Below are 14017 nucleotides of genomic sequence, written 5' to 3'. Positions count from 1 at the left end.
GCCGACCCGCCCTCACGAAACTCAGTCGTCGGGCTCGCGACCAGGCGTCATGATGTTGAACCGTTTGATCAGGAAGCTGAACACGACGTAATAGACCACCCCGTAGACCACCCCGAGGATCAGGATGCCGACCAGGTTGTGGGTGTTCGACTTGCCGGCGTTCAGCAGCATGTCCAGGAGACCGGCAGAGAACCCGAACCCGAGCTGCCCGTGGATAAGCGTGGTGATCGCCATGGCCAGCCCGGTCAGTACGGCATGCACGACGAGCAGCAGCGGCGCGACGAAGATGAACGCGAACTCGATCGGTTCGGTGATCCCGGTGACGAACGACGCGAGCCCGGCAGACAGCATGATGCCGCCCACGGTGGCCCGCTTGTGCGGGGGAGCGGCGCGCCACATGGCGAGCGCGGCGGCGGGCAGCGCGAACATCATGATCGGGAAGAACCCGGCCATGAACTCCCCGGAGTTGGGGTCGCCGCCGAAGTAGCAGTTCCAGTCGCCGCCGAGCGTCTTGCCGCCGACGGTGCACTCGGGCACGACGTACCACACGATCGAGTTGACGAAGTGGTGCAGCCCGAGCGGGATGAGCAGCCGGTTGAACAGCCCGTAGAGCCCGGTGCCGAGCGCGCCGGCCCCGGCCAGGGCCTCGCCCGCGCTGCGAATCCACTCGCCGAGCACCGGCCACAGCCAGCCGATGAGCACGCCGAGCACGAGCGCGGCGATCGAGGTGATGATCGGCACGAACCGCCGCCCGCCGAAGAACGCGAGCCAGGCGGGCAGCTTGATCCGGTAGAAGCGCTGCCACAACATGGCGGTGACCAGGCCGATCAGGATGCCGCCGAGCACCCTGGTGGGGTTCTGCATGCCGTAGTTGACGATCTCCTTGAACCCGGAGCCCTCCAACTGCTTGATGACGACGGTGTCCCTGATGGCCGAGCCGAAGAACATCACCTTGGTGACGCGGTCGAAGACCAGGTAGCCGACCACGGCGGCCAGGGCGGTCGACCCGTCGGACTTGCGGGCGAACCCGATCGCGACGCCGACCGCGAACAACATCGGCAGGTTCTCGAACAGGGCCGCTCCCGCGGCGGCCAGCACCTCGGCGACGTGGGTCAGCCAGGTGAAACCGGCGACGTCGGCCAGGCCGCCGGGCTCGGGGCCGTTGGCCCCGAGCATGTCGGGCTGGCCGAAGCGCAATAACAGGGCCGCGGCGGGCAGCGCGGCGATGGGCAGCATGAGCGACCGGCCGAGCCGCTGCAACACGGACATCACGCGAGCGAACGGCGAGGGAATCACGGCGGTCTCGTTCACCGGGGGTCCTCCGGGAGCGAAGAAGGGGGGAACAGGGGGGTCAGCCGCGTCGCGACGGCATCTCGAGGATCGTGCGCAGCTGGTAGCGGTCGGCGCGGTAGGTGGACACACCCAGCTCGGCGCAGACCCCGCCGGAGAAGGACCGGCGCTGCAGGAGCAGCACGGCTCCGCCACGATGAAGTTTCAGCAGGTCGGCGTCGCTGGGGTCGGCGATGCCGCCGTCGATGGTGAGCTCGCCGGCGTCCATGACGAGACCGTAGCGCGCTTCGAGCAGCCCGTAGAGCGAAGTGTCGGAAAGGTCCTGGTCGCCGAGGTCGGGGGCGAGCTTGACCGGGATGTGCGCCCGCTCGATCGACAGCGGTTCGCCGTCCGCGGTGCGCAACCGTTCGATGAAGTGGACTTCCTCGCCTGGCTGGATGCCCAGCTCCTTGGCCAGGTGGGCGCTGGCGCGCACGATCCTGCGGTCCAGGTCGCGCGAGCCTGGGACCATGCCGCGGGCCCGCATGTCGTCGGTGAACGACGTGAGCTGCAGGGCCAGCTCGATCTTGGGGCGGGCGACGAAGGTGCCCTTGCCCGGCACGCGGTGCAGGCGTCCCTCGGAGACGAGGTGGTCGACGGCCTGCCGTACGGTCATCCTGGACAGGCCGAAGCGCTGGCAGAGCTCGCGCTCGGACGGGATCGCCGCGCCGATGCTGAGCTCGTTGCTGTCGATGAGGTCGAGCAGGATCTCTCGCAGCTGGAAGTACTTGGGCACCGGACTGTCCGGATCGATGTGTGCCACGGATCCTCCTCTCGAAATGTCCAATTCGATGAAGTATGGTTCGTACTGGTCTAGTCCGGACTAGACCACATTTCGGAAATGCGAGTCAAGGGATGGGCGCGAGATGACGACGAAGATGCGCAGCGAGATCGCCGAGCAGCCGGCTGCGCTGCGGGCCACGCTGGACGACCTGCTCCCCAGGGTCGGCGAGGTGAAGGCTCTCGGCGAGCAGACTCGCCAGCTCCTGTTCATCGCGCGCGGCACCTCCGACAATGCCGCAGTCTATGGCCGCTACCTGGTCGAATCGCACGCGGGGCGGCTCGCGGCGCTGGCCGCGCCGTCGATCGCGACCACCTACAAGCGCAAGCTCGACCTGGACGGCGTGCTGGCCGTCGCCATCTCCCAGTCCGGCAGGACAGAGGAGATCGTCGAGACCCTGGAGTGGGCCAAGAGCTGCGGCGCCAAGACCATCGGCGTCACCAACGGCGGACCGGACAGCCCCCTGGCCCAGGCCGCCGACCTCGCGCTGGTCACCCTCGCCGGCGAGGAGAAGGCGGTTCCCGCCACCAAGACCTACACGACGCAGCTCGCCGCGCTGGCCGTACTCGCCCTGGGTCTGGGCGCGGACGTGGACGCAAATGATCTTAAAAAAGTCCCGGACGCGGTCGAGAAGCTGATCGCCGAGCCCGGTGACCTGGACGCCGTCGTCGAGGGCCTGGCCGACAAGCCCGGCGTGGTCGTGTCCGGACGCGGCCTGGCCTTCTCCACCGCGCTGGAGACCGCGCTCAAGCTCAAGGAGGCCTGCTACCTGCACGCCATGGGCCTGTCCTACGCCGACCTGCTGCACGGCCCGATCGCCGTCGTCGACGAGGACACCCCCGCGCTGCTGGTCGCCGCCGAGAACAGCCCGACCCTGCAGGGCACCGTCGCGCTGGCCGAGCGCGTGGTCGCCGCCGGAGCCGCCGCCTACACCATCGGTGGCGGCGCTGGCCTGGCCAAGGCGGGTACGGCCGCGCTGAACGGCCCCGACCTGCCCGAGTGGGTCGCCCCGATGGGCCTGATCGTCCCCGGCCAGCTCCTCACCGAGGCGCTCGCCCGCCGCCTGGGCATCGACCCCGACGCGCCGCGCGGCCTCAACAAGGTGACCCAGACGGACTGATCACAGAGCGTCGTTTAGCCTGGTCACAGAGTCACGAGCGAGGAGGACCGCATGGCGGCTGATGCGAACGCGATCATTGCCGGGCTCGGTGGTGCCGACAACATCATCGAGATCGAGCCCTGCATCACGCGACTGCGTACCGAGGTGCACGACGCGTCCAAGGTCGACCAGGCCGCCCTGAAGGCCGCCGGAGCCCACGGCGTGATGGCCGCGGGCAACGTGGTCCAGGTCGTCGTGGGTCCCGAGGCGGACACGATCGCCAGCGACATCGAGGACATCATCGGCTAGGGCGCGGGCGCTCGGTGTGGTCAGGGGGATCAATGACGAGTGTTCTGGCCCCGGTTGAGGGGGCAGCGGTCGGGTTGTCGGCCGTGCCTGATCCGGTTTTCTCGGCAGGCATGGTGGGCCCTGGTACGGCGATCGATCCGGCCAGGAGTCCGGGCAAGGCCGTTGCCCCGATTTCGGGAAAAATCATGAAGTTGCATCCACATGCCTACGTCATCGTGGGGGACGACGGCAAGGGCGTGCTGGTGCACCTGGGCATCGACACGGTGCAGCTCAAGGGCGAGGGGTTCCAGCTCCTGGCGGCGGAGGGGGATCGGGTCAGCGCGGGCCAGCCGGTGGTCGCGTGGGACCCGGGCAAGATCGAGGCGGGCGGCCGGTCGCCGGTCTGCCCGGTGGTGGCGCTCGACGCGTCAGCCGCGTCGGTGACGGACCTCGCCGAGGGCGCGGTCCACTTCGGGGACGAGCTCTTCCAGTGGCAGTAGCCCTTTTCGACCTGGACGGCACGCTGATCAACACCGAGGCGCGCAGCATGGCCATGTGGCAGATGCTGCTCGACAACCACGGCGTGCAGCGGGACGTGCGTGTCTTCATGGGCCGGCGCGGGCCTGACGTCATCCCCGAGGTCTTCCCTGGTGAGGACGTCGACGAGCTCATCGACGAGGTCTTCGGGTACGGCGAGCATCCCGGCCTGCCGGAGATCGTCCCCGTGCCAGGAGCGGCCGAGCTGGTGCGCAAGGTGGCCGCGCACGGGTCACCGATCGGGCTGGTCACCTCGGCCAGGCGGCCGTGGGCCGAGGAGCGGCTCGGCATGGTCGGGATCCGCGACCTGTTCGACGTGCTGGTCACCGCCGAGGACGTGGACAGGGGCAAGCCGGACCCTGAGGGATTCCTGCTCGGCGCGGCGAAGCTGGGGGCTCCGCCGTACGAGTGCGTGGCCTTCGAGGACTCGCTGGCCGGGATTGCCGCGGCCAAGGCGGCGGGTATGAGGTGCGTAGGGGTGGCGACGACGCACACGCACGACGAGCTCGGCCAGGCCGACCTCGTAGTGGCCGACCTGACTTCAGTTGACTGGCCGCCATTCGCGTAGGGTTCAGCTGGTCTGGACCGGTTTATCACCTAGGAGGAGCTTCATGGCCGAGCGCAAGGTCACCGTCGTTGCGGAAGTCGGACTGCACGCCCGCCCGGCGGCGACGTTCGTGCAGGCAGCGACCAAGTCGGCGATCGAGGTCACCGTCGAGAAGGTCGGCGGCAGCCCGGTCAACGCCAAGAGCATCCTGTCCGTGATGGGCCTCGACATCAGGCAGGGCGAGACCATCGTGATCAGGGGCGAGGGCGAGGGCGCCGAGGAGCTCCTGGACGAGCTCGCGAAGATCGCGTCAGCGCCATGACGCGGCGGGGGGTGGGGGTGAGCCCGGGTATCGGGCACGGCCCCGCGTACATCCTGGCCGCGTCGGTGCCCGAACCCCCCGAGGGCGCCACGTACGACGGTGACGCGAGCCAGGAGAAGCAGCGCGCCATGGCGGCGCTCGACCACGTCGCCGGCGACCTGGAGGCGCGCGGCCTGCACGCGGGCGGCCAGGCCAGGGACATCCTGGAGGCGCAGGCCCTCATGGCCCGCGATCCGGGACTGATCGTGGGCGTCAAGTCGCTCATCGACCGGGACGTCTCCGCCGAGCGCGCCGTCTACGAGTCCTTCGGCAAATACCGCGACCTGCTGACCAAGGCGGGCGGCTACCTGGGCGAGCGCGCCGCCGACCTCGACGACATCAGGGACCGCACGATCGCCGTGCTCATGGGCCTGCCCATGCCGGGCGTGCCCACCGACGCGGCTGAGCCGTACGTCCTCATCGCCCGCGACCTGGCGCCGGCCGACACCGCGCTGCTGTCGAAGGACGTGGTGGCCGCCTTCGTGACCGAGGAGGGCGGGCCGACCAGCCACACCGCGATCCTGGCCAGGGCGCTCGGCGTTCCCGCCGTGGTGGCCTGTCCCGGCGCGACCGCGATCCCCGCGGGTACGCGGCTGCTGGTCGACGGCGCTTCTGGCGAGGTACGGCTGGAGCCGTCCGACGACGAGGTCGGCGAGGCCGTGCGGGCGGCCGAGGCGCGCCTGGCGCTGCTGTCGGAGGTCACCGGCCCGGGGGCCACGAAGGACGGCCACGCCGTCCCGCTGCTCGCCAACGTCGGCGGGCCCGGTGACGTGGAGGCGGCGCTGGCCAACGGCGCGGAGGGCGTCGGGCTGTACCGGACCGAGTTCCTCTTCCTCGACCGGGCCACCGCGCCGACCGAGCAGGAGCAGGAGGACGCCTACCGGGCGGTCCTGGAGGCGTTCCCCGGCGGCAAGGTCGTGGTGCGCACGCTGGACGCCGGTGCGGACAAGCCGCTGGCCTTCCTGCCGCCGTCGAGCGACGAGCCGAATCCGGCGCTGGGGGAGCGCGGGCTGCGCATGTTCCGGATCTTTCCCGAGGTGATGCGGTCGCAGCTCTCCGCGCTGGCCCGCGCGCACAAGGGACTCCCCGCCGACCTGCAGGTCATGGCGCCCATGGTGGCCGCGCCTGAGGAGGCGCGGTGGTTCGCCGACGCCTGCCGTACGGCGGGGCTGCCCTCCGCGGGGGTGATGATCGAAGTGCCCGCCGCCGCGTTGCGCGCCGGTGACCTGGCTCCGGCGGTCGACTTCTTCTCGATCGGCACCAACGACCTGGCCCAGTACACCTTCGCCGCCGACCGGCAGGTGGGCGCGCTGAGCCGGCTCCAGGACGCGTGGCAACCGGCGCTGCTCGACCTGGTCGCGCTCGCCGTCGGCACGCACGGCAAGCCGTGCGGGGTGTGCGGGGAGGCGGCCGCCGATCCGGCGCTGGCCTGCGTCCTCGTCGGGCTCGGCGTCTCGTCGCTGTCGATGGGCGCTCCTGCGCTGCCCGCCGTACGGGCCGTGCTGGCGCGGCACACGCTGGACCAGTGCCGCGCGGCCGCTGGAGCCGCACGGGCCTCGGCTACTCCGGAAGAGGCCCGCGCGGCGGCTCGTGAACATTTGCCCGCCCTGGCGGAGCTGGGGCTCTAGTACTGGTTCATCATGGCTTCGCGGTACATGGACTCGAACTTGCCGACCGCGAGCTCCATGATCGCGTTCCGCTGGTCCTCGCTCAGGGAGCCTCCCCCCAGCTCCGTGAGCGTGGCGCCGAACTGCTGCATGAACGCTTCCTTAGCCGCCTCCATCTGCTTGGCCGGGTCGACACCTTTGGTCTTGCCCGCGGCGGCCTCGGCCAGCTTGTCGATCCACGGCGCGGCGGCCGTGCCGATGGCAGAGCCACCCAGCGTTCCCGCCGGTCCGGTGAAGATGCCGAGGGTGAAGCCGAACAGCGCGTTGTAAGTGGCCTTGCGGTCCTGGTCGTCCTGCAGCTCGTCGAGGTCGGCCGACTGGTAGGCGCCGAGCAGCAGGCTGGTCAGCGCGAACTCGGTGGCCAGCTTCTGCACGAACACCGGGTCGCCAGTGACCCCGTCGACCCCGCGCTCCTTCATGTAGGTGTAGAGGCCGTTCTTCTCCGAGATCTCCTGTGCCTTCTTGCCCAGCGTCTCGGCCAGGTCGGGATGGCGTACGGCGGCGCCGAGGAAGTCGGCGATCGTCTTGGGATCGACCGTCTTCGGCAGGAACGGACCGCCCGGCGGCTGCATCTTCTTCAGCAGGTCCGTGTCGCCCGTGGCCACGACCTGGAGATATCCCGCGTACTCCAGGAAGGGCACGAAGTTGTCCGTGAGCATCTGGGCGAGGTCGTGGTCCTTGGCCATGATGTCCTGGAAGTAGTCCTGCGAGCCCACCTTCAGCACGTTCGCCCAGGCCTGCGAGAGCACGGTCGGGCTGTCGGTCGTCTGGTCGAGCGCCTTGTCCAGGGCCTTGGTGATCGCGTCGCGGTAGGCGGGGTCGGCCATCAGGCTCTCCCGCAGCAGCATCTCCGCGCCCTTCTCGTCGGCCAGGACGCGCGCCAGGACCTCGGGGTTCCCGGCGAGGATCGCCATGATCCGGTCGGAGTTCCAGTCGTTGACCGTGGTGGACGAGGACAGGTGCGGCGCCATGGTCACGATGGCGGCGGCGACGAAGTCGTCGCTGAAGTCCGCCGACTCGATCAGGGCGGACAGCGCGTCGAAGCTGCAGTTGGCGGTGATGTAGTCGTTGATCTCCGGGTCGTTGGCGGCCTTGATCGCGTTGGCCAGGGGGCCCATGCCCTTCTTGAACGCCTCCAGCTGCTCGGGTGAGAGCCCGTAGGCCTCCGGGGCGTAGAGGACGGTCAGCTTGTCCAGCAGGTTCTTCAGGTTCTCCTTTCCCAGCGCCTTGAGGAAGGCGGCAGCGTACTCGGGGTCGGTGAGCTGCTTCTGGTGGGAGTCCATGTAGGCGAAGACCGGGCCGTAGTCGCCGGTCTGCTCCGCCTTCTCCCAGATCGCCGTGAACTCCTCGCAGTCCTTCTTTCCCTGCTCAGCCGCCTGCTTGGCGTTGGCGAACTCGACGTTGCCGTAGATCATCTCGCCTTGGACGGTGGCCCCGGGGGAGCCGGTGATCACCTCGATGCGCCACTGGAGGTCGCGCGTGTAGGTGTCGAGGAAGGTGCGGTACTGCTGGTAGACGGCGTAGGACGCCTGCGCCTCCAGGACCGCGTCGGACTGGGCGACGCCGAGCTGCTGCTTGAGTTCGGCCAGGAAGCTGTCGGAGACCAGGTTCCTGGCCCTGTTCATGGCGGTGATCAGCGCTCTGGCGCCTTCGGGGTGGATGCCCACGTACTCGGTCACGTCAGGTGTTCCGGTTCTTGGGGTCTTCGAGGACCTCGGCGGACTTGCGGAGGTTCGCGGCGGTGTCCAGGTAGGGATTCCGGTATCCGGGGATCTTCTTGGAGTAGTTCCGCAGCTCGGCGAAGAAGGGCTCAGAGGAGGGGCCGATCCACACCCGCTGGCCGTCCCGCTCCAGGCTGCCGTTGACCTCGCTGACGAACGAGCCCACCAGGCCCGCCCACTCGTCGAACTTCCGCGCTGCGGCGCGCTTGGCCGCGGCCTCGTCCGCCGAGCTGTTGTAGGTGATCGGCGCGAAGGCGCCCCCACCGCCGCCGCCGTCTTCGTACGCCATGACGGCAGAGCGTAGGGATCGGGGCTATACGTTGGATGTGGGTGCGCTATAGGGCGCGGTCCCTCGTGGCCCTGTCCGCGATCACCGCGGCGACCTGGCCGTGGACGACCTTCGCCGTGACGCTGCCCGTGGTCCTGATCGAGGTCTCGCCCGTGGTGACGAGGACGAGCATCTTGTTCACGCCGCAGCTCACCATGACGCTGCCTTCGGAGGAGGCCGCCACCATCGGCTCGTCGGGGCCGCGGAAGACCTGGCGGTCCTTGGCGTCCCTCGTGTAGCCCGTCTGGCCCTCGCTCGTGGTGAGGTCGAACCACATGCTGGTTCCCCCCTTGTCGGAAAGGCCGCAGACGCCCGCGGTGTGCACCCACGCCACCAGGTCGTGGCCGCCGACCTCGATGGTGGCGATCGCCTTCGTGACACCGGTCCTGCGCACGCCGGTGTCGGGCAGCTTGGCCGGGACCGCGTCCAGCTTGGCCAGCGGCCAGGTGGCCGGGTCGGTCAGGAGGTATGCGGGCGGTGGTGCCGAGCAGCCCGCGAGCGCCATCAGGGCCAGCACCGCGAGAACTGTGCGCATATAGGTGATCTTCGCAGGAATCGCCATGATCGGGCAAAGAGTGGTTCGAGCACGCCTCTCCATGGATAGCGTGGTGGGCATGGTTCGAGGCATCCGCGCAGCAGGGCTCCTGGCGATGGCGACCGTACTCGGCGCCTGCGCCTCCGGCGGGCAGGCGGCAGGCGTGGCCTCACCACCGCGACCCGACCCGACGACGGCCGCCCCCGAGTCCAGGCCAGCGCAGGCCGGCGGGGTCGAGCGGGTGCTGGCGAAGCTGAGCGACGAGGAGAAGGTCGGCCAGCTGTTCATGCCCGTCCTGTACGGCACGGCAGCCGACACCGTCTCCGGCGAGAACAACGCGCGGTACGGCGCGGCCACCCCCGCCAAGGTGATCGGCAAGTACCACCTCGGCGGCGCGATCCTCTTCCCGGAGAACGTCAAGACCGTCGAGCAGGTCATCGGCCTGACCAACGGGATGCAGAAGGCGTCCAGGGGCGTGCCGCTGCTCGTCGGCACCGACCAGGAGAACGGCCTCGTCTCGCGGATGGCCGCGCTCATCACCACCTTCCCCGGCGCCTCGGTGATCGGCTCGACCAAGGACGTGTCGCTCTCGCGCGCCGCCGCCAAAGCCACCGGCGAGGAGTTGCGGGCGCTCGGGGTGAACCTCGACTTCGCGCCCGTCGCCGACGTGAACATCAACCCGGACAACCCGGTGATCGGCAAGCGCGCCTACGGGAACGACCCGGCCGAGGTGTCCAAGATGGTCGCCGCGGCCGTGAAGGGCTTCGACGACGCGAAGGTCGCCAGTACGGCCAAGCACTTCCCCGGGCACGGCGACACCAACACCGACAGCCACACCGGGCTCCCGGTGATCAAGCACACCAGGGCGCAGTGGGAGAAGCTCGACGCCCCGCCGTTCAGGGCCGCCATCGCGGCGGGGACGGACGTCATCATGTCGGCGCACATCGTGATGCCGAAGCTCGACTCCTCCGGGGATCCGGCGACGCTGTCCAAGACCATCCTGACCGGGCTGCTCCGCGACAAGCTGGGCTTCAAGGGCGTCATCTCCACCGACGCCCTGAACATGGGCGGGGCGCGCACGAAGTACAACGACGGCGAGATCGCGGTGCGTGCCGTACTCGCCGGGGCCGATCTGCTGCTGATGCCCAACAACCTGCCCAAGGCGTACGACGCCGTGCTGGCAGCGGTGAAGTCGGGCAGGATCTCCAAGGAGCGGCTCGACCAGTCGGTGACCCGCCTGCTCAAGCTCAAGGAGCGGCGCGGGATCCTGACCTCGGCGGCCCCGGCTTCCGTGCAGGAGGCCGCCAAGGTCGTGCGATCCGCCGAGCACCGCAAGCTGGCCGCCCGGATCGTGCGCGAGAGCCGTTAGTGCTCGCCTGAGATGGCCGAGCCGATGAACATCGAGGCCAGCATGGCGAACAGGAACGCCTGCAGGGCCATGATGAACAACTCGAACGCGGTCATCAGGATCGTCATCAGCACCCCGAGGACCCCGAGTCCCACACCGAGCGGCGTGAGCCGTTCGAAGAGGAACCAGAAGCCCACCGAGCTGAAGAACGCCAGCAACATGTGCCCGGCGAACATGTTCGCGAAGACGCGGACGGCGTGGGTGAACAGCGACGTGATGAAGAACTCCGCGAACATCATCGGCGCGTAGGCGCCGTGCGCCCACTTGGGCAGATCGGCCGGGAAGAGCATGTCCGCGAGGTAGCGGCGCAGGCCGTGGTGCTTGGCGCCCAGGTAGATCTTGATGATGTACACCGTGATCGCGAGCACGGCGGGGAACGCGATGTGCGAGGCGACGGGGAACTGCAGGAGCGGCACGACGCCCATCAGGTTCCAGGCGAGGACCAGCAGGAAGATGCTGAGCAGCAGGCCCATCCAGCGCTCCGCGTCCTTGCCGAGGAACGGCCTGGCGATCTGGTCTCGTACGAAGACGTAGGCGTACTCGCCCAGGTTCTGCAGTCCGCGGGGGACCATCCTGGGATTGGCGAACGCGGCCCAGCAGAAGCCGACGACGACCGTCGAGCCGAGCAGCGCCAGGAGGACGGGTTTGGTGAGCCACTCAGGGCCACCGGGAATCAGGGGACCGAGCTCGAACAGCTCGGGGCCGGGGGCTTGGAAGACGTCCGGCAAGGGCGTGTCCCTTCAGGGGGTAACGGAATCTCACCCTAACTAGCGATATGTCTCGTCCGAAAAGGGGGTTATGTAAGGTGTGCACTGTGATGGTCAAGGGTGTGTTGATCGACTGGGGCGGCGTGCTCACCACCGGGCTCACCGAGTCCATCGCGGGCTGGCTGAGCGCCGACCGCATCGACGCGGCCCACTACAAGGGCGTGATGCGCGAGCTGGTCCACCACGCCTACGAGGGCCAGGAGGCCAACCTCATCCACGCCCTCGAACGCGGCGAGCTGAGCGCCGCCGACTTCGAGCGCGACCTGGCCGCCAGGCTCAGGACCCTCGACGGCGGCAACCCCGTCGCAGAAGGCCTGCTGACCAGGATGTTCGCCGGGTTCGCCCGGGTGGACGCGATGTACGACCTGCTCCGCGAGCTGCGCGCCAACGGCGTCAGGACGTGCCTGCTCTCCAACTCCTGGGCCAACGACTACCCGCGCGAGGAGTGGGGCGGGCTGTTCGACGCCGTGGTGATCTCCGGCGAGGTCGGCATGCGCAAACCGGAGCCGGGGATCTTCACCCACGCCCTGGACCAGGTCGGCCTGGCGGGCACGGAATGCGTGTTCATCGACGACATCGAGGCCAACATCCTGGCGGCCAGGGCGCTCGGCATCGCCGGAATCCACCACCGCGACGCGGACACGACCATCGCAGAGCTCGAGTCTCTCCTCCGGCTGTCGCTGCGACGGGCATGATAGGTCTCCCGTTGCTGTGAAAGGTTCGTGATGCGCGTCTATCTGCCGAGTACGATCCCCGCGCTGGCCAAGGCCGTCGCCGCTGGTGAGTTCGGCCCGGCCCCCCTTGTCGGTTACGCGGTGACCCCCGCGCTGACCGAGTGGTACGCCTCGGGTGACACCGAGGAGCTTGAATACGTGGCGCTGACCGAGGCCGCCAGGGCCTCGCTGCGCATGCTGGCCGCCGACCGGGCCGACGGCGTCGAGGCGGCCCCGCGCCGGGTGGTGATCGCGGTCGAGGTCCCGGACGCGGGGCTGACCGTGGGGGTCGACCTGGAGGAGCGTGGGCGGGTACGGCTGGCCGAGTCGATCCCGCTGGCGAAGGTCGCCGCCGTGCACGTGGACGACGGGTATGCGGCTCCTGACATCGAGGCGGCCGTCGCTGCGCTGCCTGCCGCCGACTCGGGGGATGATGACGCCCGGTTCACGGTGGATGGTGCTGAGGCGCATGAGTTGCTCTGGTATGCGACCCAGGAGATTCCTGACGTTCTTGACACATCTCGGTAAGATCGCGCGGGAACGAAAGACCCCCGATCAAGGAGTCGGTTCCACGTGAAGATCCGAGTAGTAGCAGTCGCGGCGGTTGCGTCGATCGCGGTGTTGGCGGCGCCGGCGAATGCGAACTCACTCGCCGGTAAGGACCCCTATCGGTCCGGGTGCGCCGACACGAAGGTGTACACGGGCAAGAAGGCTTATCTGAAGAACGAGCTGGGCGATCCGCTGGGGGTCGTCAAGCTGTTCTACTCGCGCAAGTGCGGCACCAACTGGGGTGAGTTGTGGGTCGCCAAGAACGGCACCGGCAGCATCACGGTGAGCACGAGCAAGAAGAGCGCGTCGTTCGTGTACAAGGCCGGTAACGGCGGGCACCACTGGGGGGACATGGTGTACGCCCCGAGCGGGGTGTGCGCGTGGGCCAAGGCCACGGTGAGCCTGGGCACCGGCCGCGTCAACCACGGCGCGGGCACCACCGGCCGCGCCTGCGGCTGACCCACCCGTAGAACCCATAGACACTCTCCAAAGAGGGCCACCCCTCTGACGGGGCGCTTCTTTTGGGGGAGGGGTGGGGCTGCCCCGTGGGGGCTTCTTCCCGGGCGCCCTTCCCTGGCGCTTCTAGAAGGACGGTCACCCCAAAGGGGCGGTCATCTCCGTGAGGAGGTGGCCCCGTGAGAGGGGTGGCCGCCCAAGAAGGGGTGTACCCCCGCAGGGTGTGGGGTTCGCGTTCGCGGGACGCCGCCGCGATACGCTGTAGTAGATGACGACACATATTGTCTGGGACTGGAACGGCACCCTCTTCCACGACATCGACGCCGTGGTAGGAGCGACCAACGAGGTCTTCAAGACCTACGAACTCCCCGAACTCACCGCAGACGACTTCCGCGCCGTCTACACGCGCCCCATCTGGGTCGCCTACGAGCGCATGCTCGGCCGCCCGCTCAACGAGGGCGAATGGGAAGCCCTCGACAACGGCTTCCACGAGGCCTACTTCCGCCTCATGACCACCTGCGGCCTGGCAGAAGGCGCGGAACGCCTGGTCAAGGAGTGGACGGGCACCCAGTCGCTCTGCTCGATGGCCCCCCACGCCCACCTGGTCCCCACGATCGAGGCGTTCGGCATCCAGCCCTACTTCACCAGGGTCGACGGCCTGCTGGGCGGCATGGGCGGCGAGAAGGCCGAGCACATGGCCATGCACCTCGCCGCCATGGACGTCCGCCCCCAGGAGATCCTGGTGATCGGCGACAGTGTGGACGACGGCATCGCCGCCAGGCATGTCGGCGCCAGGGCCGTCCTCTACACCGGCGGCATGACGACGAGGCAGGAACTCGAAACCGTGGGCTTCCCGGTCGTCGACACCCTCGCAGATGCCCTCAACCATGCCTGAATCGCCCGCGCAGCAGCATTTGGCCCGGCGATAGCC

Annotated in this window: 16 protein-coding genes and 1 pseudogene; 11 read left to right on the top strand and 6 right to left on the bottom strand. The window is 68.9% G+C overall.

Features of this window, described 5'->3' with window-relative positions; all coding sequences use genetic code 11:
• Window positions 1-21 precede the first annotated feature (21 nt).
• Window positions 22-1311, bottom strand: coding sequence for a PTS transporter subunit EIIC (locus ACIBG8_RS22845; RefSeq protein WP_397344914.1), 1290 nt, complete (start codon window positions 1309-1311; stop codon window positions 22-24).
• 40 nt (window positions 1312-1351) lie between these two features.
• Window positions 1352-2092, bottom strand: coding sequence for a GntR family transcriptional regulator (locus ACIBG8_RS22840; RefSeq protein ID WP_397344913.1), 741 nt, complete (start codon window positions 2090-2092; stop codon window positions 1352-1354).
• A gap of 103 nt (window positions 2093-2195) precedes the next feature.
• Between ACIBG8_RS22840 and ACIBG8_RS22835 the strand changes: the two genes are divergently transcribed.
• The 6 genes and pseudogenes from ACIBG8_RS22835 to ptsP all read left to right on the top strand — a co-directional run bounded on the left by ACIBG8_RS22835 (window position 2196) and on the right by ptsP (window position 6570).
• The gene (locus tag ACIBG8_RS22835; protein WP_397344911.1) at window positions 2196-3230 is read left to right on the top strand and encodes an SIS domain-containing protein; all 1035 of its coding nucleotides are present in this window, start codon (window positions 2196-2198) and stop codon (window positions 3228-3230) included.
• 48 nt (window positions 3231-3278) lie between these two features.
• A pseudogene (locus ACIBG8_RS22830) lies at window positions 3279-3518 on the top strand (glucose PTS transporter subunit EIIB); the annotation flags it as partial.
• A 32-nt stretch (window positions 3519-3550) separates the two neighbouring features.
• Window positions 3551-3997, top strand: coding sequence for a PTS glucose transporter subunit IIA (locus tag ACIBG8_RS22825; protein WP_397344910.1), 447 nt, complete (start codon window positions 3551-3553; stop codon window positions 3995-3997).
• Window positions 3988-4602 carry an HAD family hydrolase gene (locus tag ACIBG8_RS22820; protein ID WP_397344908.1) on the top strand — a complete coding sequence of 205 codons (615 nt, stop codon included), beginning with the start codon at window positions 3988-3990 and terminating at the stop codon, window positions 4600-4602. The genes ACIBG8_RS22825 and ACIBG8_RS22820 overlap by 10 nt, the downstream gene beginning before the upstream one ends.
• 43 nt (window positions 4603-4645) lie before the next feature.
• On the top strand, window positions 4646-4903 hold the full coding sequence (locus ACIBG8_RS22815; protein ID WP_397344907.1) for an HPr family phosphocarrier protein: 258 nt from the start codon (window positions 4646-4648) through the stop codon (window positions 4901-4903).
• Window positions 4900-6570, top strand: coding sequence for a phosphoenolpyruvate--protein phosphotransferase (ptsP, locus tag ACIBG8_RS22810; protein WP_397344906.1), 1671 nt, complete (start codon window positions 4900-4902; stop codon window positions 6568-6570). Before ACIBG8_RS22815 ends, ptsP begins: the two co-directional genes overlap by 4 nt.
• On the opposite strand, the gene ACIBG8_RS22805 is transcribed toward ptsP, so the two are convergent.
• The 3 genes from ACIBG8_RS22805 to ACIBG8_RS22795 are packed head-to-tail and all read right to left on the bottom strand — an operon-like array spanning window position 6567 to window position 9193.
• Entirely contained in the window at window positions 6567-8288 is a 1722-nt protein-coding gene (locus tag ACIBG8_RS22805) for a hypothetical protein (RefSeq protein ID WP_397344905.1), read from the bottom strand. The two genes, ptsP and ACIBG8_RS22805, sit on opposite strands and share 4 nt — an antisense overlap.
• Window position 8289: 1 nt before the next feature.
• Complete coding sequence (locus ACIBG8_RS22800) at window positions 8290-8619, bottom strand: hypothetical protein (protein WP_397344903.1); 330 nt, start codon at window positions 8617-8619, stop codon at window positions 8290-8292.
• Between the two features lie 46 nt (window positions 8620-8665).
• Window positions 8666-9193, bottom strand: a complete 528-nt coding sequence (locus ACIBG8_RS22795) for a hypothetical protein (protein WP_397344901.1) — start codon at window positions 9191-9193, stop codon at window positions 8666-8668.
• Window positions 9194-9272: 79 nt separating this feature from the next.
• On the opposite strand from ACIBG8_RS22795, the gene ACIBG8_RS22790 reads away from it, so the two are divergent.
• A complete protein-coding gene (locus tag ACIBG8_RS22790) occupies window positions 9273-10562 on the top strand; it encodes a glycoside hydrolase family 3 protein (RefSeq protein WP_397344900.1) in 1290 nt (429 codons plus the stop codon).
• Here ACIBG8_RS22790 and ACIBG8_RS22785 read toward each other — a convergent pair.
• On the bottom strand, window positions 10559-11329 hold the full coding sequence (locus ACIBG8_RS22785; protein ID WP_397344899.1) for a F0F1 ATP synthase subunit A: 771 nt from the start codon (window positions 11327-11329) through the stop codon (window positions 10559-10561). The two genes, ACIBG8_RS22790 and ACIBG8_RS22785, sit on opposite strands and share 4 nt — an antisense overlap.
• A gap of 89 nt (window positions 11330-11418) precedes the next feature.
• Here ACIBG8_RS22785 and ACIBG8_RS22780 point away from each other — a divergent pair, with 89 nt between their 5' ends.
• The 4 genes from ACIBG8_RS22780 to ACIBG8_RS22765 all read left to right on the top strand — a co-directional run bounded on the left by ACIBG8_RS22780 (window position 11419) and on the right by ACIBG8_RS22765 (window position 13981).
• A complete protein-coding gene (locus ACIBG8_RS22780) occupies window positions 11419-12063 on the top strand; it encodes an HAD family hydrolase (protein ID WP_397346160.1) in 645 nt (214 codons plus the stop codon).
• Between the two features lie 30 nt (window positions 12064-12093).
• The gene (locus ACIBG8_RS22775) at window positions 12094-12609 is read left to right on the top strand and encodes a DUF6912 family protein (protein ID WP_397344898.1); all 516 of its coding nucleotides are present in this window, start codon (window positions 12094-12096) and stop codon (window positions 12607-12609) included.
• A 45-nt stretch (window positions 12610-12654) separates the two neighbouring features.
• Window positions 12655-13089: a DUF2690 domain-containing protein gene (locus ACIBG8_RS22770; RefSeq protein WP_397344897.1), complete on the top strand. Its 435-nt coding sequence runs from the start codon at window positions 12655-12657 to the stop codon at window positions 13087-13089.
• Window positions 13090-13354: 265 nt separating this feature from the next.
• On the top strand, window positions 13355-13981 hold the full coding sequence (locus tag ACIBG8_RS22765; RefSeq protein WP_397344895.1) for an HAD family hydrolase: 627 nt from the start codon (window positions 13355-13357) through the stop codon (window positions 13979-13981).
• Window positions 13982-14017 lie beyond the last annotated feature (36 nt).

Source organism: Nonomuraea sp. NPDC050556 (assembly GCF_044457355.1).
In the GTDB taxonomy this organism is placed as follows: Bacteria; Actinomycetota; Actinomycetes; order Streptosporangiales; family Streptosporangiaceae; genus Nonomuraea.
This window is presented reverse-complemented; position numbering and strand designations above follow the sequence as displayed.

Bases quoted from the DNA above. Each gene is read 5' to 3' on its own strand.
- ACIBG8_RS22835 (WP_397344911.1), top strand. From the start codon at position 2,196: ATGACGACGAAGATGCGCAGCGAGATCGCCGAGCAGCCGGCTGCGCTG.
- ACIBG8_RS22825 (WP_397344910.1), top strand. From the start codon at position 3,551: ATGACGAGTGTTCTGGCCCCGGTTGAGGGGGCAGCGGTCGGGTTGTCG.
- ACIBG8_RS22815 (WP_397344907.1), top strand. From the start codon at position 4,646: ATGGCCGAGCGCAAGGTCACCGTCGTTGCGGAAGTCGGACTGCACGCC.
- ptsP (WP_397344906.1), top strand. From the start codon at position 4,900: ATGACGCGGCGGGGGGTGGGGGTGAGCCCGGGTATCGGGCACGGCCCC.
- ACIBG8_RS22800 (WP_397344903.1), bottom strand. From the start codon at position 8,619: ATGGCGTACGAAGACGGCGGCGGCGGTGGGGGCGCCTTCGCGCCGATC.
- ACIBG8_RS22795 (WP_397344901.1), bottom strand. From the start codon at position 9,193: ATGCGCACAGTTCTCGCGGTGCTGGCCCTGATGGCGCTCGCGGGCTGC.
- ACIBG8_RS22790 (WP_397344900.1), top strand. From the start codon at position 9,273: ATGGTTCGAGGCATCCGCGCAGCAGGGCTCCTGGCGATGGCGACCGTA.
- ACIBG8_RS22780 (WP_397346160.1), top strand. From the start codon at position 11,419: ATGGTCAAGGGTGTGTTGATCGACTGGGGCGGCGTGCTCACCACCGGG.
- ACIBG8_RS22775 (WP_397344898.1), top strand. From the start codon at position 12,094: ATGCGCGTCTATCTGCCGAGTACGATCCCCGCGCTGGCCAAGGCCGTC.
- ACIBG8_RS22765 (WP_397344895.1), top strand. From the start codon at position 13,355: ATGACGACACATATTGTCTGGGACTGGAACGGCACCCTCTTCCACGAC.